Annotated in this window: 21 protein-coding genes, 1 pseudogene and 1 riboswitch; of the genes and pseudogenes, 6 read left to right on the top strand and 16 right to left on the bottom strand. The window is 66.0% G+C overall.

Annotated elements, in window-relative coordinates; genetic code table 11:
- Positions 1 to 68 precede the first annotated feature (68 nt).
- Positions 69 to 146: riboswitch (SAM riboswitch) on the bottom strand.
- A gap of 221 nt (positions 147 to 367) precedes the next feature.
- Together ACFORG_RS15845 and ACFORG_RS15840 are read left to right on the top strand one after the other, a co-directional pair.
- Entirely contained in the window at positions 368 to 1,303 is a 936-nt protein-coding gene (locus ACFORG_RS15845; RefSeq protein ID WP_386736491.1) for an alpha/beta hydrolase, read from the top strand.
- A 24-nt stretch (positions 1,304 to 1,327) separates the two neighbouring features.
- Positions 1,328 to 2,020 carry a glutathione binding-like protein gene (locus ACFORG_RS15840; protein WP_386736490.1) on the top strand — a complete coding sequence of 231 codons (693 nt, stop codon included), beginning with the start codon at positions 1,328 to 1,330 and terminating at the stop codon, positions 2,018 to 2,020.
- Between the two features lie 10 nt (positions 2,021 to 2,030).
- Here the strand turns inward: ACFORG_RS15840 and ACFORG_RS15835 are convergent, their stop codons facing one another.
- Together ACFORG_RS15835 and ACFORG_RS15830 are read right to left on the bottom strand one after the other, a co-directional pair.
- A complete protein-coding gene (locus tag ACFORG_RS15835; protein WP_386736489.1) occupies positions 2,031 to 2,573 on the bottom strand; it encodes a peptidoglycan-binding domain-containing protein in 543 nt (180 codons plus the stop codon).
- Positions 2,574 to 2,614: 41 nt separating this feature from the next.
- Entirely contained in the window at positions 2,615 to 3,034 is a 420-nt protein-coding gene (locus ACFORG_RS15830; protein WP_386736631.1) for an OB-fold nucleic acid binding domain-containing protein, read from the bottom strand.
- 126 nt (positions 3,035 to 3,160) lie between these two features.
- Here ACFORG_RS15830 and ACFORG_RS15825 point away from each other — a divergent pair, with 126 nt between their 5' ends.
- Positions 3,161 to 3,484, top strand: a complete 324-nt coding sequence (locus tag ACFORG_RS15825) for a 2Fe-2S iron-sulfur cluster-binding protein (RefSeq protein ID WP_386736488.1) — start codon at positions 3,161 to 3,163, stop codon at positions 3,482 to 3,484.
- A 95-nt stretch (positions 3,485 to 3,579) separates the two neighbouring features.
- Entirely contained in the window at positions 3,580 to 4,251 is a 672-nt protein-coding gene (locus ACFORG_RS15820) for an FG-GAP repeat domain-containing protein (RefSeq protein ID WP_386736487.1), read from the top strand.
- A gap of 81 nt (positions 4,252 to 4,332) precedes the next feature.
- On the opposite strand, the gene ACFORG_RS23835 is transcribed toward ACFORG_RS15820, so the two are convergent.
- From ACFORG_RS23835 to purD, 3 genes and pseudogenes are all read right to left on the bottom strand, one after another.
- A complete protein-coding gene (locus ACFORG_RS23835; protein ID WP_449284309.1) occupies positions 4,333 to 4,509 on the bottom strand; it encodes a LuxR C-terminal-related transcriptional regulator in 177 nt (58 codons plus the stop codon).
- A gap of 108 nt (positions 4,510 to 4,617) precedes the next feature.
- Positions 4,618 to 4,947: pseudogene (locus tag ACFORG_RS23830) on the bottom strand (PAS domain S-box protein); the annotation flags it as partial.
- A 119-nt stretch (positions 4,948 to 5,066) separates the two neighbouring features.
- Positions 5,067 to 6,356 carry a phosphoribosylamine--glycine ligase gene (purD, locus tag ACFORG_RS15810; RefSeq protein ID WP_386736485.1) on the bottom strand — a complete coding sequence of 430 codons (1,290 nt, stop codon included), beginning with the start codon at positions 6,354 to 6,356 and terminating at the stop codon, positions 5,067 to 5,069.
- Between the two features lie 143 nt (positions 6,357 to 6,499).
- On the opposite strand from purD, the gene ACFORG_RS15805 reads away from it, so the two are divergent.
- Positions 6,500 to 8,311 carry an amidohydrolase gene (locus ACFORG_RS15805; RefSeq protein WP_386736484.1) on the top strand — a complete coding sequence of 604 codons (1,812 nt, stop codon included), beginning with the start codon at positions 6,500 to 6,502 and terminating at the stop codon, positions 8,309 to 8,311.
- 12 nt (positions 8,312 to 8,323) lie between these two features.
- Here ACFORG_RS15805 and ACFORG_RS15800 read toward each other — a convergent pair whose 3' ends face one another.
- Complete coding sequence (locus ACFORG_RS15800; RefSeq protein ID WP_386736483.1) at positions 8,324 to 8,665, bottom strand: hypothetical protein; 342 nt, start codon at positions 8,663 to 8,665, stop codon at positions 8,324 to 8,326.
- The gene (locus ACFORG_RS15795; RefSeq protein WP_386736482.1) at positions 8,665 to 8,904 is read right to left on the bottom strand and encodes a glycine zipper 2TM domain-containing protein; all 240 of its coding nucleotides are present in this window, start codon (positions 8,902 to 8,904) and stop codon (positions 8,665 to 8,667) included. Before ACFORG_RS15795 ends, ACFORG_RS15800 begins: the two co-directional genes overlap by 1 nt.
- A 302-nt stretch (positions 8,905 to 9,206) precedes the next feature.
- On the opposite strand from ACFORG_RS15795, the gene xseA reads away from it, so the two are divergent.
- Positions 9,207 to 10,754 (top strand): exodeoxyribonuclease VII large subunit, encoded by a 1,548-nt coding sequence (gene xseA / locus ACFORG_RS15790; RefSeq protein WP_386736481.1) that lies wholly within the window; start codon positions 9,207 to 9,209, stop codon positions 10,752 to 10,754.
- Here xseA and murD read toward each other — a convergent pair whose 3' ends face one another.
- From murD to mraZ, 9 genes are all read right to left on the bottom strand, one after another.
- Positions 10,755 to 12,155 carry a UDP-N-acetylmuramoyl-L-alanine--D-glutamate ligase gene (gene murD, locus ACFORG_RS15785; protein WP_386736480.1) on the bottom strand — a complete coding sequence of 467 codons (1,401 nt, stop codon included), beginning with the start codon at positions 12,153 to 12,155 and terminating at the stop codon, positions 10,755 to 10,757.
- Positions 12,156 to 12,222: 67 nt separating this feature from the next.
- Positions 12,223 to 12,774 (bottom strand): tetratricopeptide repeat protein, encoded by a 552-nt coding sequence (locus ACFORG_RS15780; protein ID WP_386736479.1) that lies wholly within the window; start codon positions 12,772 to 12,774, stop codon positions 12,223 to 12,225.
- A gap of 531 nt (positions 12,775 to 13,305) precedes the next feature.
- On the bottom strand, positions 13,306 to 14,388 hold the full coding sequence (gene mraY, locus ACFORG_RS15775; protein WP_386736478.1) for a phospho-N-acetylmuramoyl-pentapeptide-transferase: 1,083 nt from the start codon (positions 14,386 to 14,388) through the stop codon (positions 13,306 to 13,308).
- Between the two features lie 25 nt (positions 14,389 to 14,413).
- Positions 14,414 to 15,805, bottom strand: a complete 1,392-nt coding sequence (locus ACFORG_RS15770) for a UDP-N-acetylmuramoyl-tripeptide--D-alanyl-D-alanine ligase (RefSeq protein WP_386736477.1) — start codon at positions 15,803 to 15,805, stop codon at positions 14,414 to 14,416.
- A complete protein-coding gene (locus ACFORG_RS15765; RefSeq protein ID WP_386736476.1) occupies positions 15,802 to 17,286 on the bottom strand; it encodes a UDP-N-acetylmuramoyl-L-alanyl-D-glutamate--2,6-diaminopimelate ligase in 1,485 nt (494 codons plus the stop codon). The genes ACFORG_RS15770 and ACFORG_RS15765 overlap by 4 nt, the downstream gene beginning before the upstream one ends.
- A gap of 23 nt (positions 17,287 to 17,309) precedes the next feature.
- Positions 17,310 to 19,100 carry a peptidoglycan D,D-transpeptidase FtsI family protein gene (locus ACFORG_RS15760; RefSeq protein ID WP_386736475.1) on the bottom strand — a complete coding sequence of 597 codons (1,791 nt, stop codon included), beginning with the start codon at positions 19,098 to 19,100 and terminating at the stop codon, positions 17,310 to 17,312.
- Complete coding sequence (gene ftsL, locus ACFORG_RS15755) at positions 19,097 to 19,444, bottom strand: cell division protein FtsL (protein ID WP_386736474.1); 348 nt, start codon at positions 19,442 to 19,444, stop codon at positions 19,097 to 19,099. The genes ACFORG_RS15760 and ftsL overlap by 4 nt, the downstream gene beginning before the upstream one ends.
- Positions 19,441 to 20,439: a 16S rRNA (cytosine(1402)-N(4))-methyltransferase RsmH gene (gene rsmH / locus ACFORG_RS15750; protein ID WP_386736473.1), complete on the bottom strand. Its 999-nt coding sequence runs from the start codon at positions 20,437 to 20,439 to the stop codon at positions 19,441 to 19,443. The genes ftsL and rsmH overlap by 4 nt, the downstream gene beginning before the upstream one ends.
- A 4-nt stretch (positions 20,440 to 20,443) precedes the next feature.
- Positions 20,444 to 20,908: division/cell wall cluster transcriptional repressor MraZ (gene mraZ, locus ACFORG_RS15745; protein WP_386736472.1), on the bottom strand; the 465-nt coding region annotated here is incomplete at its 5' end.

Raw genomic sequence — 20,908 nt, 5'->3', positions numbered from 1 at the left:
CCCCGGAACCCGGGGGCTCTTAGAGGTTGAGGGGCAACGAAAAAGCCCCCGACGCGGTCAAGCGAAAGGGGGCTTTCATCCTGACCTTTTAGCGGAGTTGTTTAGCGTGGCCCGCAATCCGGTAACAAATCGCCACGTGGTTCCTGTTCCGGCGCATACGCCTCCCCGCTTGCGCCGTCAAGCGACTCCGCATCTTCTGGCGCGCCTTTTCGGCCCGCCACGCGCCACAAACCGTATCCCCGGCGCAACGTCCCATCCGCAACCCTGCCGCGCAACGGCATCGTCACCCCCCCGTTACCTTTCCTTCATCGCCCCGTCATAGCGTCGTGGGAAGGGCAGCACACAACATCTGGGACGGGGCAAGACAATGCCAGTGATCAGGGTGAACGTGACGGGACAGGCTGCACGGCTGCACGACTCTCCCCGACCACTTCACGGCGTGCTGCGCCAGACGCGCAACGCGCCCGGCCCGGTCATCATCATGACCCACGGCTTCAAGTATCGCCCCGGCTCCGCCGAACATTGCCCGCACGATCACATGCTCTCGCTCAGCCCCCGGCCCATGCCATGGGTGGCCCCCAGCTGGCCGCGCGCGCTTGGTTTCGGCGGCGACAAGCCCGACGAGGGGCTGGCCATCGCCTTTGGCTGGGACGCGCGCGGCGCGCTCTGGCAAGCCCAGCGCCGCGCGGTCGAGGCAGGCCGCATGCTGGCCGAAATGATCCGCACGCTGCGCCGCCTCAACCCGGACAGGCCGGTGCATTTCCTTGGCCATTCCATGGGAATCGAGGTTGCGCTCGAGGCGCTCCACCACCTGCCGGATGGCGGTCTCGACCGGATCGTCTCGCTGACCGGCGCCGCCTATCGCGCCCGCACCCGCGCCGCGCTCGCCACGCCTGCCGGACAACGGGCCGAGTTCATCAACATCACCAGCCGCGAAAACGACCTGTTCGACTTCCTGTTCGAACGTATCATCGCCCCGCCCCGGCGCGGCGACCGGGCAATCGGGCTGGGCCTCGACGCGCCCAACGCGGTCACGCTGCAACTCGACTGCCCCGGAACGCTCGACTACATATCGCGCCTCGCCCACCCGGTGGCCGAGGCCCAGCATCGCATCTGCCATTGGTCCAGCTACATGCGGCCCGGCGTGCTGGGCTTCTACAACGTCCTCCTGCGCGAGCGTGACCGCATCTGCCTAGACACGCTGCGCCGCGGCCTGCCCGAGACACCCGCGCCGCGCTGGTCACGGCTTCTTGCGCTGCCGCGGCCCGACCTGCCCTTGCCCTTCGCCAGCAAAGCGTCATGATCGGTCCCCGAAAGGGACCCTGCCATGACAATCGACCTCTATTACTGGCCCACGCCGAACGGCTGGAAAATCTCCATCGCGCTCGAAGAGATGGGCCTGCCATACACCACCCACCTCGTGGACATCCGCAAGGGTGACCAGTTCGAGCCCGACTTCCTCAAGATCGCACCGAACAATCGCATGCCCGCCATCGTTGACCCCGACGGCCCCGGCGGCGCGCCCGTGTCCATCTTTGAAAGCGGCGCGATCCTGATCTACCTCGCGCGGAAAACCGGCCTGTTCTACGGCGAGACCGAGCGCGACCGGATCGCGGTCGACCAATGGCTGATGTGGCAGATGGGCGGTGTCGGCCCGATGGCGGGACAGGCCCATCACTTCCTGCAATACGCACCCGCGCTCGACCCGCCGCAGGACATCCCCTATGCCAAGGACCGCTACAAGCGCGAAGTGAACCGGCTCTACGGCGTGCTCGACCGGCAATTGGCGCAAAACGCTTTTGTCGCGGGTGATTTCTACTCCATCGCCGACATGGCGATCTGGCCCTGGGCGCATCTGTGGAAACGGCAGGAGCAGGACATATCGGACAAGCCCAACCTCACCCGCTGGCTGGAAACGATGCGCGAACGCCCCGGCGTTCAGGCGGGCCGTGGCCTGCACGCGGATCTGCGGCAGGTGACGCCTAGCGAAGAGGAACTGAAGGTCCTGTTCAAACGGTAGGAGGAGGAGATTACCCCTCCTCGCTCTCCTCCAGCTCGATTGCCACCAGCCCCAGCTTGCGTGCCGAGGCGAGCGACAAGATGCCCGAATCAAGCCCCTCGGGCTTCTGGAAGCGGCGCACGGCGGCACGGGTGCGGGCATCCATCTCGCCACTGACATGGCCCCGGTACAAACCCCGCGCGGCCAGCGCCCGCTGGACCGAGGCCACGAATTCCGGCGTCATCTGCGCCGGGCATGGCGTCTCGAACCATGTCTCACGCCGCTCGCGCACGATGCGCTGGCGGGTCTCGGTCTTGTAGCTGGCCGGGCGCACCACCGTGCCGTCGCTCAGCACCTCCGCCGGCTGCAACACCACCTGCTCCGTGACCGTTTCGAAAATGCCCGGCGTCACATGCTTGCCCCAACAGGTGCCCGCCGCGGCCCCTGGCGGTGCGGCCTGTTCCAGCCGCGACACCTGCGGTTCGGCCAGCGCGTCCAGATCGGGCATCGCCGGGGTACAGCCCAGAACAGCACACAGCGCGGCTGCGCAGCAGGAAAAGCGAAGAAATGTCATGCTCGGGCCTCGATGGGCTTGTCATTGTTCTGCCTGAAAACCTAGCCCATTTCCCCCGCACCCGCCAAGCCCCGCTCCTGCACGAGCAGGTCGAGCATGGCGGAAATGTCCTCGATCTCCTCCGAGATCACATGGGTCACCCCGTGGCTGCGCTGCACCCGTCCCGTCACCCGCAGCATCCGCCCCGCGATCACCGCCCGGCGGAACCGCTCGTAGATCGCCCTCCAGACGATCACGTTCACCACGCCCGTCTCGTCCTCGAGCGTCAGAAAGATCACCCCCTTCGCCGTTCCCGGCCGCTGCCGCAGGATCACCAGCCCCGCCACCGCAACCCGCGCGCCCTCGGGCGGAAGCCCGATCTGCGCCGCGGTCAGACAGGCCGGCGGGCGCGGCCAGCCCCGAGGCCCCGGCACACCTGCCCGGCCGGCGACGGAGGAAGAAGGGGAAGAGATCACGCGCATGAGAACAAAAATAGAACATACGCAACGAATGTCCAGACCCGCCACCACCTGCCGCAAATCGGACTGGAAACGCCCCCGCGCCTTCTCTAGATGTGTCCCGACTTATCGAAACAGACAGGGGCAACCATGGCCAGGATCACCTATATCGAGCACAACGGGACCGAGCACACCGTAGATGTCGCCAACGGTCTGAGCGTGATGGAAGGCGCCCGGGACAACAACATCCCCGGCATCGAGGCCGATTGCGGCGGCGCCTGCGCCTGCTCGACCTGCCATGTCTATGTGCATCCCGACTGGGTCGGCAAGATCCCGGGCAAGGAAGACATGGAAGAGGACATGCTCGACTTCGCCTACGAGCCCGACCCCGCGCGCTCGCGCCTGACCTGCCAGATCAAGGTGACCGACGCGCTCGACGGGCTGATCGTGCAGATGCCCGAAAAGCAGATCTGATGCCCCCGGCGCGCGCCCTGTGCCAAAGCAAGGCGCCGCGCCACCCCGCCCGCCCATGGCAACGCCGCGCCCGCGGCGCGCTCTTGGCGCTGTGCATGTGGCACCCGCTCCCGGCCCTTGCCGATGCAATAAACGCCGCCCGTTACACCCAACCCACGACTCGCTACGCGCATGGGGTCCTCGGCGACGCCATCGAATGGGGCGCGCTTGAAATGACGCTTGCCTCGGGCCGGACCATCAGCGTGACACTGCCTGAAAACCGCGTTTTCGAGGATCTCGCGCCTCGCCTGGCGGACCTCGACGGCGATGGCGCGCCCGAGGTCATCGTGGTGGAGGCCGAGGCCAGCACCGGGGCGAGCCTCGCCATCTACGGCCCCCGCGGCAAGATCACTGCCACACCCCATATCGGCCAGCGCAACCGATGGCTGGCCCCGGCGGGCATCGGCGATCTCGACGGTGACGGCTACGTGGAACTGGCCTATGTCGACCGCCCCCACCTCGCCAGGACCCTGCGCATCTGGCGCTACGACACGGGCCGGCTCACCGAGATCGCCCAGCGTCCCGGCGTCACGAATCACCGCATCGGCGAGGATTTCATCACCGGCGGCCTGCGCGATTGCGGGCAAGGCCCCGAACTCGTCCTCGCCAGCGCCGACTGGTCCCGCCTTCTCGCCGTGTTCCACAGCGAAGGCTGGCAGACCCGCGACCTTGGACCCTTCTCCGGCCGCACGGCTGTCGAACGCGCCCTCGACTGCCAGTCCCCCTGACAGCGCCCGCTCCCTTCCTCTTGCACGAAATATCCCGGGGGTGAGGCCGCAGGCCGAGGGGGCAGCGCCCCCTGCACGCGGCTAGGGCCCCGATTCCACCACGTGTTCGCCGCGAATGTCCCCCAGCGACTGGAACAGTGCTGCCGTGTTGTTGACGCCGAACTTCTTCAGCAGCCGCGCCCGGTGCACCTCCACCGTGCGATAGCTCAACTCCAGCTCCCGCGCGATTTCCTTGCTGGTCTTTCCCTCCCCCAGCAACGAGAAAACCTCCCGCTCGCGCTGGGTCAGCGGCTGGTAGGGCCGCGTCTCCGACAAGTCGGCAAAGGTCCACACCGCCCGCCTCAACGGCGCCTCGGGGGTAAAGCTCTGCCCCCGCACCCGGCACCAGAACAGATCGCCCGACTTGCGCCGCATGACCCGCTCGTCCCAGTAGAGGTTCCCCTCGCCCAGATCCTTGTCGCCCCGATGCAGCACGTTCTGGAACTCGGCCTCGGTCGGGTAGAGAAAGGCGAACAGCTGGTCCAGCAGCTCGTCGCGGTCATAGCCGAACATCTCGCAGAACCGCCGGTTTACCTCGCGGATCACCCGCGCCTCGGTCACCACGATCCCGACCGGCACCCAGTCGAAAGCAAGCGAACGCAAGTCCCGCGCGGCATAAAGCCGTTCCAGCTCGCTCTCGTCGATCGGTCCGCTCATAGCGCTCTCCTCGCCTCCCACGATATGCTGCCGGACAGGCAAAAGAAAAGGCTCCCCACAGGCTCCGCGCCGCGCGGCACGCGCGGCGCCCGGCCCAACGCGGTGCGACGCCCACGGCGTCAAACCGGGGCGGGAGCCTCCCCCGCGTCCAGCGCGCGCCAGCCGATGTCGCGGCGGCAGAACCCTTCCGGCCAGTCGATCGCATCGACCATGGCATAGGCCCGGTCCCGCGCTTCCGACAACGACACGCCCCGCGCGGTCACGTTCAGCACCCGCCCACCATTGGCCAGGATCTTGCCAGACTCCGCGCGCGTCCCGGCATGAAACACCATGTTGGCACTGTCTTCCGGCAGTTCGCCCAGCCCGCCGATCTCGCTGCCCTTCTCGTAAGCCCCGGGATAGCCCCTCGCCGCCAGCACCACCGTCATCGCGTGATCCTCGGCCCAGTTCACGCGGCACCCGTCCAGCCGCCCCTCGGCCGCCGCATGCATCAGGTCCATCGCCTGCGCACCCAGCCGCATCATCAGGACCTGGCATTCCGGGTCGCCAAACCGCACGTTGTATTCAACCAGCCGCGGCGCGCCATCCTTGATCATCAGACCGGCATACAGCACCCCCTGATAGGGCGTGCCCCGCCGCGCCATCTCGGCAACGGTCGGTTTGACGATCTCCTCCAGCGCGCGGGCCGCGATCTCGTCGCTCAAAACCGGTGCGGGCGAATAGGCCCCCATGCCGCCCGTGTTCAGCCCCGTATCCCCTTCGCCCACGCGCTTGTGATCCTGCGCCGTGCCGATGGGCAACACGTTCTCGCCGTCGCACAGGACAAAGAACGATGCCTCCTCGCCCTCCATGAACTCCTCGATCACCACCTCGGCCCCGGCCCCGCCAAAGGCGCCGCCGAACATGTCGTCGATCGCCTCCAGCGCCGTCGCTTCGTCCATCGCGACGATCACGCCCTTGCCCGCGGCCAGCCCATCGGCCTTGACCACGATCGGCGCGCCCTGCGCGCGCACATGGGCCTTGGCGGCCTCGGCATCGGTGAAATGGGCATAGCCCGCCGTGGGCGCCCCTGCGGCGTCGCAGATCTCCTTGGTGAACCGCTTCGAGGCTTCAAGCCGCGCCGCCTCGGCCGAGGGGCCAAAGACCAGGATGCCAGCCTCGCGCAACCGGTCCGCCACGCCCGCCGCCAGCGGCGCCTCGGGGCCCACGATCACGAAATCGATGGCATTCTCATCCGCGAAACTCACCACCGCCGCGCCGTTCTCGATATCCAGCGTCGCGCATTCCGCGATCTGCGCGATCCCGGCATTGCCCGGCGCCACGATCAGCTTGTCGCATTTGGGGTTCTGCATCACCGCCCAGGCCAGCGCATGCTCCCGCCCGCCGCTGCCGAGAATGAGAATGTTCATACCGCTCTCCCGCGCAAATCCGTCCCGCGCGGTCTATCCGCCCTGCCCCACCCCCGCAAGGCCGCAGCCGCGCGAAGGCCTGCCTTGCCATATCGGGGCGGTCGGATACTCTTTGCCCAACGCGCCTGAGAAAGGAAACGGACATGCCGATGCCCTGCACCACGATCCGCGCCGCCCTGCTTGCACTCGCCCTGCCCGGACTGCCCGCGCTTGCACAACAGATCGCCGACACGATCTATTCCGGCGGCCCGATCCTCAGCATCGACGACGCCATTCCCCGCCCCGAGGCGGTCGCGGTCAAGGATGGCCGCATCCTCGCCATCGGCGACCTGTCAGAACTTGCCAGCCATCGCGGCCCCGAAACGCAGGGCTTCGACCTTGCCGGGCGCGCGATGCTGCCGGGCTTCGTCGACAGCCACGGCCATGTCGTCTTCGGCGGCCTGCAGGCGCTCTCGGCCAACCTGCTTGCCCCGCCCGACGGGACGGCGCGCGACATCGCCTCGCTGCAACGGGAACTGTCGGACTGGGCCGCTGCCAATGCCGACGCGGTCGAACAACTGGGCCTCATCATCGGCTTCGGCTATGACAATGCGCAACTGGCCGAACTGCGCCACCCCACCCGCGACGATCTTGACGCCGTGTCGTCCGACCTACCCATCCTCATCGTGCACCAGTCCGGCCATCTGGGCGTCGCCAATTCCAAGGCGCTGGAACTGGCCGGCATCACCGCCACGACCACCGCGCCTCCCGGTGGCGTGATCCGCAAGGATGCACAGGGCGAACCCAACGGCGTGCTCGAGGAATACGCGTTCTTTGCCGTGCTCGCCCCCATGCTCGCCAGCCTCGGCGAGGACGGTCTGCGGACCTTTGCGCAGGCCGGCGCCGAGCTCTGGGCGCGGTTTGGCTACACCACCGGGCAGGATGGCCGCTCGACCGCCGAAGTGGTCGAGGCCCTGAAATCCGTCGCCGCCGAAACCGGCCTGCCCATCGATGTCGTCGCCTATCCCGACGTGCTCGAAGCGGCCGACTACATTGCCGCGAACCGGTCTGCCGATTACGAAAACGGCGTTCGCGTGGGCGGCTGCAAACTGACCATCGATGGCTCGCCACAGGGCTTTACCGCCCTGCGCGACCGTCCCTACTACGACCCGGTCGGCGACTACCCTCCGGGCTATGCGGGCTATTCCGCCATCACCATGGAACAGACGCAGGAGGCCGTGAACTGGTGCTACGCCAATGACAGCCAGATCATCACCCATGCCAATGGCGAAGGCGCCTCCGACATGCTCATCGCCGCGCTCGACGCGGCGCAGGCCGAACACGGACGCAAACCGATCCGGCCCGTCCTGATCCACGGCCAGTTCCTGCGCGAAGACCAGGTCGACAGCCTCAAGCGCCTCGGCGTGTTCCCCTCGCTCTTTCCGATGCACACGTTCTACTGGGGCGACTGGCATCGCGACCACACCGTCGGACCGGTCAACGCCGACAACATCTCTCCCACCGGCTGGCTGGTGCAGCGCGACATGATGTTCGGCACGCATCACGACGCCCCGGTGGCCTTTCCCGATTCGATGCGCGTGCTCTCGGCCACGGTCACCCGCCGGACCCGGTCGGGCGACATCCTTGGCCCGCATCAGCGCGTCGACGTGATGACCGCGCTCAAGGCCATGACGATCTGGCCGGCCTGGCAGCATTTCGAAGAGGACAACAAGGGCAGCATCAGCCCCGGCAAGCTGGCCGATTTCGTCCTCCTGTCTGACGACCCCACCGCGGTGGACCCCGAAACACTGGCCCAGGTCGAGGTGCTTGCCACGATCAAGGAAAACCGCGTCGTCTACGAGGCCGAACCCGGCATTCGCGAGGGGCGGCTTGACCGCTGGCCCTTCCTGTCGGACCCGGTCACGGCGCACCGTTTCCTGCACGCCTTCGCCATGCCGCCCGCCAGCCGGTACTGACGCCCGGCCCCCTCACTCCAGTACGCCGTCCCCATCGATATCGGCGGACTGGAAATCCTCGATCACCTGTGCGCGATACTCGGCCTGCGACAGGGTCCCGTTGCCGTTGGCATCCGCGCCGTCGAACAGCTCGCGCGGCATGAAGGCCTCGACCTCGCCATATTCCAGCCGCCCGTTGCCGTTGCTGTCCATGGGTCCAAAGAACAGGTCCATCTGGCGCACCATCTCGTCCTGCGTGACCAGCACGTCATCATTGGTATCAAGGAATTCGAGCGCGGCGGTCGGCATGCTCTGCGCGGCCACGCCAGAAGCGAGACCAAGGGTCACGCCAAGCGAAATCAGTACCGGTTTCATCATGACGGCCTCACGCAATTCATCGAATTCGCCGCAGTGACCCCACCGACCAACGCGCCCGCGGCTGTCATGATCGACTGCCCCGTGCCGCCGCCGAACCGGTTGCCGATGGCACCGCCGATCGTCGCCCCGGTTAGCGTCCCGCCTACGCAGGCGGCCTCGTGCTGCGCCGCAGGTGAGCAGGCCGACACCGTGATCACCACCGGCAAGACCGCCAGGATTCCGAACCTTCGAAACATTGCCTCTCCTTTCACGACTTCCCTCAAGGCAAAGATAGCCGGTTCCCCTTCGCCGCGCTATGCGCGCGCCACGGAAAACACCGCGCATTTCGCGTCAAACCCGTCAGGACAAATCCCGGCAGTGTCGGCAGGTTTGGTGCGGCTTTGCACCCCTCATCCCGTTAACCCTGCATTAAGTACAAAAAGGGTCAAACCCCTCTCTGGCGGATGTACAAAACGCCCAATTTCGGCGGCACCCACATGCTTGGCCTCCCCCGCGCCGCGCGATACACTCCGGTCGACGGCAGGCAAGAGGCAGCGCAATGGACCTTCTCGACGACCCGACACCGGGGCAGAACATGCCCGAATACACCGTCTCGGAACTGTCCGGAGAGGTGAAGCGCACGCTAGAAGGCAGCTTTGGCCGCATCCGCGTGCGCGGTGAGGTCGGCCGTGTTTTCAAGGCCCGTTCCGGCCATCTCTACTACGACGTAAAGGACGACAGGAACGTCCTTGCCTGCACCACCTGGAAGGGCCAGATCGCCGGTCTGTCGGTCATCCCCGAAGAGGGGCTCGAGGTCGTTGTGACCGGCCGTTTGACCGCCTTCGGCGCGCAGTCCAAGTACAACATGAACGTCGACGAGGTTGCCGTCGCGGGACAGGGCGCGCTCATGGCGCTGCTGGAGAAACGCAAGAAAACCCTTGAATCCGAAGGGCTTTTCGCGCCCGAACGCAAACGCCCCCTGCCCTATCTGCCGCAGATCATCGGGGTGATCACCTCGCCCTCGGGCGCGGTGATCCGGGACATCCTGCACCGCCTGCGCGAACGGTTTCCCCGCAAGGTGCTGATCTGGCCGGTCGCGGTGCAGGGCTCTGCCTGCGCCGGCGAAGTGGCCCATGCCATCGAAGGGTTCAACCGCCTGACCCCGGGCGGAGCGCTACCTCGTCCCGACCTGCTGATCGTTGCCCGCGGGGGCGGTTCGATCGAGGATCTTTGGGGGTTCAACGAAGAAATCGTCGCCCGCGCCGCCGCCGCCAGCGAGATCCCCCTGATCTCGGCCGTCGGGCACGAGACCGACACCACGCTGATCGACTACGTTTCGGACCGCCGCGCCCCCACCCCCACCGCCGCCGCCGAGCTCGCCGTACCGGTCCGCATGGAATTGCTCGCCCGCACCGATCAGCTGGGCGCCCGCCTGACCCGGGCCACCGGCGAGGTGGCCGCCCGTCGCGCTCAACGGCTGCGCGATCTCTCCCGTCTGCTGCCACGACCGGAAACCTTGCTGGAGAACCCCCGCCAACGCCTTGATAATGCTGCATTCCGTTTGCCGGGCGCACTGACGGGCCTGGTCCGCCAACGCCAATATGCGCTGTCGCAAAGCTCTGCCGCGCTGCGCCCATCGCTCCTGCGCAGCAGGCTCGAGGAGCGGCGCCGGACCCTTGCCACGACCGGATCGAGACTTGTCCCGTCCCTCGACCGATCCACGCGCGACAAACGCCGTGCACTGGCCGAAAGCATACGCAGGCTTTCGGCCGAACGGATCGCCCGCGACATTGCCCGCAAACGACAAGAGCTCGACCGCTGCGCCCTGCGCCTTAGGCCGCTCTACACCGCGCATCTCGACCGGCTGTCAAAACAGCTCGAGGCGACCGACCGCCTGCGCGAAACGCTCAGTTACAAGGCGACGCTCGCGCGCGGCTACGCCGTGGTCCGCGCGGGTGAGCAGGTTGTCACCACCCGCGCCGAGGCCGAAAAGCACGCGGCGCTTGAGATCGAGTTTGCCGACGGCAAACTCGCCACCGGCGCGGTCGGCGGCGGGAAGACCCGCAAAGGCAAATCCGACGCGCCCGAACAGGGCTCTCTGTTCTGATTATTGCGGCAGCCGCGCACGCAGCTCGGCCATGAAATCCTCGCCGCGGCGCTCGAAATTGTCATATTGATCGAAACTCGCCGCCGCGGGGGCCAGCAATACGGTCTCGCCCGGTTGTGCCTCGGCCATCGCCCGCTCGACCGCACGTGCCATGGTGGTGCAGACCTCGGCCTCCACGTCGAGCTGCATGGCAAAACCCGCTGCCTCGCGCCCAATGACATAGGCCTTCACGACCGATCCCTTGGCCGCATTCAGCGCGTCGAGCCCGCCTTCCTTTTCAAGCCCGCCGCAGATCCAGCGGACCCGATCGAAGGCCGCAAGCGCCTTGAGCACCGAGTCCACGTTCGTCGCCTTGGAGTCGTTGACATAGGTCACGCCACCCGCCTCCGCGACAAGCTGGCTGCGATGCGGCAGACCGGGATAGGAATGCATGCCCGCCTCGATCGCCTTTGGCGAAAGGCCAAGCGCGCGGGTGGCGGCATAGGCCGCACAGGCATTCTGGTGGTTATGGGCACCGGGCAGCCCCTTGATCGCGCGCAGGTCGATGGAGCCGACCTGCCGCCCCTTGCGGTACTCGCTCAGGAACCCCTTGCGCGCAAAGACATGCCAACCCGGCCCCGACAGCTTGCGGCCCGATGAGATGCGGATCACGCGGTCATCGCCCGGCCCTTCGGCCAACTGCCCGGCAAGAAACAGGCCCTCGGTCTCGTCGACACCGATCACCGCACGTTCCGGCCCCCCTTCCGCGAACAGCCGCCGCTTGGCCGCGAAATAGCCGCCCATGCCGGCATGCCGGTCAAGGTGATCGGGGCTGAGATTGGTGAAGACGCCCACGTCGGGCGTCAGCGCACGCGCCAATTCCGTCTGGTAACTGGAAAGCTCCAGCACGACCACGCCCCCCTCTCCGGGCGGATCCAGATCCAGAACGCCCCGACCGATGTTACCTGCCAGCTGAACAGGACGCCCGGCTTCGCGCAGGATATGGTCGATCAGCGCAGCGGTGGTGGACTTCCCGTTCGACCCGGTCACTGCGATCACCCGCGGGACGGTGTCAAAGGTTGCCCATCCGGGCGTGGCGAGCGACCGGAAAAAGAGCCCGATATCGTTATCGACCGGCACGCCTGCTTCAAGCGCCTTGCGCACCACCGGGTTCGGCACGGGGTAAAGATGGGGAATCCCGGGCGACACGATCAGCGCGGCGACCGCGTCAAAAGCGCCGTCGCGGGAAAGGTCGACGCAGGTAAGGCCCTCGGCCTCGGCGCGCGCGCGGGCCTCCGGGTTGTCATCCCAGCACAGCGGCGTCGCCCCACCGGCGATCAGCGCGCGGGCCGTCGCAAGGCCAGACCGGCCCAGCCCCAGAACCGCCACCTTGTGGCCCGCAAACCCTTTGACCGGGATCATCGCCGCTCTCCCTCAAACCCATCCTCGCGCCACCCTGTACCGAGGCTTGTCCGGATTGCAAGCGGCGCTAACCGGGCTTCTGGGAGCGCAACGACTCCACGTTCTTCCGAACCAATTGCGTATGCGGATGATCCACTGCAAGGGTCTGTTCGCAGATCTCCAGCGCTTGCCGGAGCAACGTCTCGGCCTCGGCGTAGCGGCCCTGTCCCTCCAACGTTAGCGCATGTTCGTTCAGGGCGCGCGACAGTTTTTCCGGCTCGCTCAATGTCCGGGCCAACTCTATCAGTCGGTGGCCGAATAGAAGCGCCGAATCGAACTCTCCGGCGAGCCAAGCGAGTTCTCTTGCCTTGAACAGTGTGTCGAACTCCGGCTCCTCCTGCAGATCGACTGCCCGCGCATAGTGGCGGGACGCATCGGCCCAGCGCACCTCGGCCTCGGCGATCTCGCCGCGCCCGAAGGCCGCGCGGGCGGCTTCCTCCACCTCCAGCCTGCGGCGCTCCTCGATCTCGGCAAACAGGTCGTCGGCAATCGAATAGTCTCCCTGCTCCAGCGCCCTGCGCGCCTCGGCCAGCCGGTCGCCGCCGATCTGGTTGCCGAAGCGTTCCAGCCGTGCCTCCAACTCGGCGATCCGCTTCTGCGCCTCGGCAAAGGCCGCGTCCGGGTTGGCGATCTGCTGTTCCAGTTCCGCGATCCGCGCGCGCAGCTGCTCCTTCTCGGCATCCCCGCCTCGGACAATTCCTAAAGGAGGTCATCCTTCAACTCACCTCTTAACCGGATGAATTCGGGTATCGTCAAAGCAGGTCCGTCCTTGGCCCGAACCGGAGCCAGGGCCGCCCTGGTTTCGTCATCCAGTTTGACGGTCTCAGTTCGAAGAAAAAATTTGGAATGGCGCGAAGACGGCTCCGACGATAGCGACAAGCGCCGCACTGCCGGATAGCACGAAGGCGTTCTCTGCAAACCATGCCGACACGATTGCCCACGTCACCCGATCACCATGCCATCTTATCGGCAGCATACCCGTCACGGGTGAATGTGAAAACGTCAACCTCCACCGGGGGGGCCGGAAAAGGGGTGGTACCCCCTTGTACAAAACGATCAATCGCTCCGTCCGGGGATGTACAAAACGGTCAATTCGCGGCCCGAGAGGGTCTCAGCGCACCTTGAGCGTGGCCAGACCAATCATCGCGAGGATCAGCGAGATGATCCAGAAGCGGATGACGATGGTCGGCTCGGCCCAGCCTTTCTTCTCGTAATGGTGGTGGATCGGCGCCATCAGGAAGACACGCTTGCCAGTGCGCTTGAAGTAGAACACCTGCACGATCACCGACAGCGCCTCGACAACGAACAGCCCGCCAACGACGGCCAGCACCAGCTCGTGTTTCGTTGCCACCGCGATGGCCCCCAGCGCGCCGCCAAGCGCCAGAGAGCCGGTATCGCCCATGAAAACAGCTGCCGGCGGCGCGTTGTACCAAAGGAACCCCAGCCCCGCGCCGAACAACGCCATGGCAAAGACCAGGATTTCGCCGGTGCCGGGCACGTAATGCACGTCGAGATACTCGGTAAAGTCGACACGGCCCACCGCATAGGCGATCACGCCCAGCGTCATGCCCGCGATCATCACCGGCATGATGGCCAACCCGTCCAGGCCATCCGTCAGGTTCACCGCATTGGCCGCACCGACGATCACCACGATAGAGAAAGGAACGTAGAGGATGCCGAGATTGACCAGCACATCCTTGAACACCGGCAGCGCCAACTGGTTTTGCAGTTCGGCCGGATGATTCCACGCGGCCCAGAGCGCGGCGACCGTCGCGATCAGGATGCCCAGCGCCAGGCGCAGCTTGCCCGGCACGCCCTTGGTGTTCTGTTTCGATACCTTGGCGTAATCGTCCCAGAACCCGATCAACGCATAGGCCAGCGTCACGAAAAGCACCAACCAGACGAACGGGTTGTCGAGTCGCGCCCAGAACAGCGTCGCCGTCAGCAGCGCGCCCACGATCAACAGCCCGCCCATGGTCGGGGTGCCGGCCTTGGCGATATGCCCTTCCGGCCCGTCATCGCGGATCGGCTGCCCCTTGCCTTGCGTCTTGCGCAGCACGTCGATGAGGGGTTTGCCGAACAGGAACCCGAAGATGAGCGCGGTCAGGAAAGCCCCGCCGGCGCGGAAGGTGATATAGCGGAAGAGGTTCCAGAAGTCCCCCCCGTCCGACAGGAGGGTGAGCCAATAGAGCATCGCGTTCAGGTCCCCGGTTCGTGTCTCAAGCGTCAGGCTCCGCGCCTTTACCCATTTTCCGCAGCGCGTCAACGACCCGTGCGAGATCCATGCTCAAAGACCCCTTTACCAGCACGATATCGCCGGGTTCGATCAGATCTTCCAGCCGAGCGGCCATTTCGGCGCTCGTTTCGGTCCATTCACCGCGCCTGTCCCTCGCCAGAGCGGCGTGAAGCGCGCGCATCAGGGGACCGATGCAATGTACCCGGTCGATATGCGTCATCTCTTCGTGGTTGGCAAACTCCGCATGCATCGCCTCGGCCGACAGGCCGAGTTCCTTCATGTCCCCCAGGATGGCCACCCGACGTGTCGCCTGCGCCGCTGCAAGCACCGACAGCGACGACTTCAACGATGCGGGGTTCGCGTTGTAACTGTCGTCAATCAGTTCGATGGCACCGCCGGCCAGCGTGATCCGTTCGCGTTGTCCACGTCCACGATAGGGCGTCCAATGCCCAAGTGCTTCGATACTGCGCGCTTCGTCCGCCCCCATCGCGGCGCATACGGCCAACGCCCCAAGGGCGTTCATCGCAAAATGCGCCCCCCCGCTCTGCAGATCGAACGTGACCTGCCGGCCGTTCACCTCGGCCACGGCATGTGTCGTATCGCTCTCGACGTCGACCTTCAGCAGGCGGTATTCCTCAGCGCGGCGCCCGAAGGAGACGATCCGCGCCCCCGCCGCATCGGCGGCCGCGCGCAGGATTTCCGCCTCGTCGATATCGGCGTTCAGGATGGCCGCTCCTCGCGGTTCAAGCCCCTCGGCGATCGATGCTTTCTCGCGCGCGATCCCCGCGATGGAGTCGAACGCCTCCAGATGGGCCGCCGCCACGGTGGTCACCATGATGACATGCGGCCGTGCCTGCCGGGCCAGCGGTGCAATCTCACCCGGATGGTTCATCCCGATCTCGATCACCGCGAACTGGGTGTCGCGCGGCATTCGCGCCAGGGTCAGCGGCACGCCCCAGTGGTTATTGTAGCTTGCGGCGCTGGCATGGGTGCGGCCCTGCGTGCCCAGCATGCTCGCCAACATTTCCTTGGTCGACGTCTTGCCGACACTGCCGGTCACTGCAACGACCCGCGCCTGCGAACGGGCCCGCGATGCACGCCCCAGCGCCTCCAGTGCAGTCTGCACATCGTCGACCAGCAAAAGCGGCGCATCCGGCGCGACGCCTTCGGGGATATGCGAAACCAACGCGGCAGCGGCCCCCTTCTCCAGTGCCTGTGCGACGAAGTCATGCCCATCGCGTGCCGCCTTGAGGGCCACGAAAAGATCACCGGGTGCAATCGTGCGCGTGTCGATCGAAACACCGGTCACGGACCAATCGCCCCGTGCCTCGCCTCCTGTCGCGTCTGCGGCCTCGGATGCCGTCCAAAGCGTCATGCTTCGCGCCCTTCCAACGCGGCGACCGCGATGCTCGCCTGTTCGGCATCGTCGAATGGCAGAACCTGGTCTCCGACGATCTGGCCTGTCTCATGTCCCTTGCCGCAGATCAGCAGCGCGTCGCCGGGTTGCAGCGTGTCGACACCGCGCAGGATCGCTTCGGCCCTGTCGCCGACCTCGGTCGCCTCGGGCGCTCCCTCCATCACGGCGGAACGTATGGCGCCGGGATCCTCGCTGCGCGGATTGTCATCGGTGACGAAAACGATATCGGCATTCCCGGCCGCGGCCCGGCCCATCAGTGGCCGCTTGCCCGGATCCCGGTCCCCGCCTGCGCCGACGATGGCCACGAGGCGGCCCATGACATGCGGACGCAACGCGGCAAGCGCGGTCGCGACGGCGTCAGGTGTATGGGCATAATCGACAAAGACCGCCGCTCCGGTGCTGCGCGTTGCCGCCAGTTCCATCCGGCCACGAACGGTGGAAAGCTCGGGCAAGGCGCGAAAAACCGCCTTGGGCTCTTCGCCGCTGGCAATGGCCAGACCGCAGGCCAGCAATACGTTCTCGGCCTGAAAGCCGCCTATCAGCTCCAAGCGAGCCTGGTGTGGCTCTCCGTGCCACGAAAACCGGATGTCCTGCCCCGTCGCGTCGAACCGCTGGTTGAGCAGACACAGATCGCCGACGCCCCGCCCAACCGAGATCACATCCTGACCGCGTGCTCCCGCGATGGCACGCATCTCTGCGCCCTTGGGATCGTCGAGGTTGATGACCGCGATGCCGTCTTCGGGCAGGACCCGGCGAAACAGGCCGGCTTTGGCAGCGAAATAGGCGTCGAAACTCTCGTGATAGTCGAGGTGGTCCTGCGTGAAGTTCGAAAAGCCCGCCGCGGCCAGCCGCACACCATCCAGCCTGCGCTGCTCGAGGCCGTGGCTCGACGCCTCCATCGCGGCATGGGTCACGCCACCCTCGGCCGCCTGCATCAGCGTACGATGCAGGGTGATCGGCTCGGGCGTTGTATGTGCCAGGGGCGCGGTCCACGTACCTTCGACGCCGGTCGTGCCAAGGTTCACGGCTTTGCGCCCGAGGGCCGCCCAGATCTGCCGGGTGAAGCTGGCCACCGACGTCTTTCCATTGGTCCCGGTTACGGCAACCATCACCTCGGGCTGCGCGCCGAACCACAGCGCTGCGGTCAGGCTCAGGACCTGCCGGGGATCGTCGGCCAGCACCAGGGCGGCGTCGGATGCGGCCAGCTCGTCTGCCGCGATCCGGGCGCCTTCAGCATCGGTCAGGATCGCCGAGGCCCCCATGCGCAATGCGTATTGGATGAACTCTCCGCCATGCACGCGCGTACCGGGAAGCGCGGCAAACAGATAGCCATCCTTGACCTCGCGGCTGTCGACGGCCAACCCCGCGATGACCGGGTCGCGTCCGCCGCGCGCGGTCAGGCCCAACTGGCCGAGATGTCGTGCCGGTGGTGTGCCCATCGCGCCGCCCCGTATTTTGGTGATCAGTTCGAGGTCAGCGTTATACCAGCCACCTGCCCGGGCTCAAGCCGCGGTCGCAGTCCAAGAAGCGGCGCGATGCGTCCGATCAGTTCGGCGGCGACCGGAACGGCCGTCCAGCCGGCGGTCCGCCGCTTTTCGCCATAGGCAACGATCGAAGGCTCGTCGAGCGTGACGATCAGCACATATTTCGGGTCCGAGACCGGGAACATCGTGGCAAAGGTCGCGATCACGCGGTCATCGTAGTAGCCACCGCGCGGCTTGGGCTTGTCGGCCGTACCGGTTTTGCCCGCGACCTCGTAACCCGGAACCTCGGCGAAACTGGCGGTGCCGCTGGTCACAACCTTGCGCAGCATCATCTGCGCCTGCCGTGCCGCGTTTTCCGAAATGACGCGCGGCCCGTATTGCGGTCCTTTCTGTTTCAGCACCGTCGGGCTGACATAGCGACCGCCATTGGCGATGGCCGCGTAACCGGCGGCAAGATGCATTGGCGAGGTCGACAGCCCATGGCCATAGGAAATGGTTACGGTCGACAGCTCACCCCAGTTCTGCGGCTTGAGCGGCTGACCCGTTGCCGCCTCGACAATCTCGAAAGGCGTCGGGTCGAACATGCCAAGCGCGTTCAGGAACTCCTGCTGACGCTCCGCCCCGATCTGCAGGGCGAGCCGCCCGGTCCCCCGGTTGGAGCTGTGTACGATGATGTCGGCCACCGAAAGCTTGCCGTAGTTCTTGTTGCGGAATTCACCGATGGGAAAGCGCCCGATCCGCATCGGCCCGGACGTGTCGATGATCGTTTCCGAGTTCACCAGCCCCAAATCGACGGCCTGCGCAGCGGCAAAGATCTTGTAGACCGATCCCAACTCGTAAACACCCTGCACATATCGGTTGAACAGCGGGCTGTCGGACGGGTCGAACCCGCTGGTGGGAGGGCGCGGGCGGTCGTTCGGGTCGAAATCGGGCAGCGAGGCCGCCGCGATCACCTCGCCCGTATGCGCATCCATCAGTATGGCCGAGGCGCCCTTGGCGTTCATGATCCGCATGCCGCCGAACAGAACACGCTCGACCGCGGACTGAACCGTCAGATCGATAGACAATTGCAGCGGTCTTGTTCCGTTGGCCGGGTCGGTGAGGTATCCATCGAACTGTTTTTCGACACCGGCGACGCCTTTGACCTCGGCGGCGTTCACACCCTGTTTGCCGAACCCTGCACCGCCAAGGATATGGGCAGCGAGCGAACCGTTGGGATACAGCCGCATTTCGCGCGGGCCGAACAGCAGACCGGGATCGCCGATGTCATGAACGGCCTGTTTCTGCTCGGGGCTGATGCGGCGCTTGATCCACAGGAACTTGCGTTTGCCAGTGAAATCCTTGAGCAGCCGCTCGCGATCGAGGTCCGGGAAGATCTGGACCAGCGCATCCGCCGCGCCTTCGGGGTCGATCAGTTGCTGGGGGTGCGCATAAAGGGAATGCGTCTCGAAATTGGTGGCCAGCAGGCGCCCGTTCCGATCGACAATGTCGGCGCGTTGGGTGGCGATGGTGGCGCCGGGCGCGCTTGCCACCGGTTCCTGTGCTTCGGAGGTCGCCAGAAGGCCCATCCGCGCGCCGACTGTCAGAAAGGCACAGAGAAAGAAAGCGCCAAGTACCAGGATCCGCCCCTCGGCCCGGGCGCGGGCGCGGTCCTGCATCTCTTCGTGGCGCTTGCGGATGTTCTCACGCTCGATAGCGTCGGGGTTTTCACCTCTCGCGCGGGCTTCGAGGATGCGCGCCAGCGGGCGCAGGGGCGTGCGCGGCGTCATGGCTGCTGCACCTCCAGGTTGGCGACGTCGACCGGGTTCAGGATCGGCAGGTCCGGTTCGCTCGGATAGGCCACCTGGTCGACCTGCCCGAACTGGTCAGGCCGCAGCGGCAACAGGCCCAGACGGTCGAAATTCAGGTCCGCAAGCTCTCGCAGACGGTCGGGGCGGTTCAGATAGGCCCACTCGGCCCGCAGAACAGACAGGCGGATCTGCGCGGCCCCGATCTCGCGTTGAAGCTGCTGGGTATCGGAGAGAACCTGCTGCGTGCGATAGTTTTCCTGGTAGGCCCAAAGTGCCAACCCGAACACGGCCAGCGCGGTGAGCACATAGATCACACCCTTCATTGCTTGTCCCCCTTGAGTTGCGGCATTCCCATGGCGCGCGGCGCAACCGCGTCCCCGGCCGGCGCATCGGTCCGCACGGCCACGCGCAGCTTGGCCGAGCGCGCGCGCGGGTTATCTGCCAGTTCCTCGGCATCCGGCCCGATTGCCTTGCGCGATTTCAATTCGAATTGCGGCGCGGCCTTCTCGATCTCGGGCGCATAGCGATTTCCCCGGCCCGTCCGGCCCGCGCGCTCCTGCAGGAACCGTTTCACCATGCGGTCCTCGACCGAGTGAAAGGTGACAACGGCAAGCTGTCCGCCCGGCCGCAAGGCGCGCTCTGCCGCCATCAGGCCGCCGTAAAGCTCGCCATATTCGTCGTTCACAGCGATCCGCAGGGCCTGAAAGCTGCGCGTTGCGGGATGCGACTGGCCAGGCTTGGCGCGCGGCAGGCATCCCTCGACGATCTCGGCCAGCCTCAGCGTCGTGGTGATCGGCTCTTCGGCCCGCGCCCGCGCGATCGCCTTTGCGATCCGACGACTGGCGCGTTCCTCACCATAATGGAACAGAATATCGGCCAGATCCTCCTCGGACGCCTCGTTGACAAGGTCCGCGGCACTCGGCCCCTCCTGGCTCATCCGCATGTCCAGCGGGCCGTCCTTCATGAAGGAAAATCCCCGCTCGGCCTGGTCGAGCTGCATGGACGACACCCCAAGGTCCAGAACGACGCCGTCGAGATCCTGCGCATATTCGTCCATCCGGGAGAACACGCCCTGCTGCATCACCAGCCGGTCGCCGAACTCTCCTGCCCATTCGGCCGCCATCTCAAAGGCCAGCGGATCGCGGTCGACCGCGATGACCCGGTCGGCACCCGCGGCAAGCAAACCACGCGTGTAGCCGCCTGCCCCGAACGTTCCGTCGAGCCAGTTGCCCGCCACCGGCGCGACAGCCCTCAGAAGCGGGCGCAGCAGGACGGGAACATGCGGATCGTTGCTTGGGGGGCGGGCCGCAGCAGCCATGCCGTTACGCGCCCCCTGCGCCGTCAAGGAATTGCAACGGATCGAAATCCTCGGGCAGCTCGTCCAACCACTCCTCGGTCGCCGCCAGTTCTTCGGCCTCGTATGTCTCGGGCTTCCAGATCTGGAACGTATCGCCCGAGGCGATAAAAAAGGCCTCGCCATCCAGTTCGATCTTGCTGCGCAGCTTGGCCGGCAGCACCAGGCGGCCGGTCTCGTCGACATTGGTTGGAAAGGACATGCCGTGAAACAGGCGCTGAAGCATCTTGCGCTCCATCGAGCCGCGCGGAAGGGCATCGATTTTGGCGTCGACCTCTTCGATCGCCTCGATCGTATAGCATTCAAGGTATTTGCGGCGATGGTCGCCGTAGACGATCACAAGCTCGGGGTTCTCGCCGGGTTGCCAGTTGGGATCGCTCGACTCAAGAACACGGCGAAACGAGGCCGGTATGGATACCCGCCCCTTGCTGTC

Origin of the sequence: Lutimaribacter marinistellae (assembly GCF_042648365.1) — a bacterium.
Classification (GTDB): Bacteria; Pseudomonadota; Alphaproteobacteria; order Rhodobacterales; family Rhodobacteraceae; genus Lutimaribacter_A; species Lutimaribacter_A marinistellae.
This window is presented reverse-complemented; position numbering and strand designations above follow the sequence as displayed.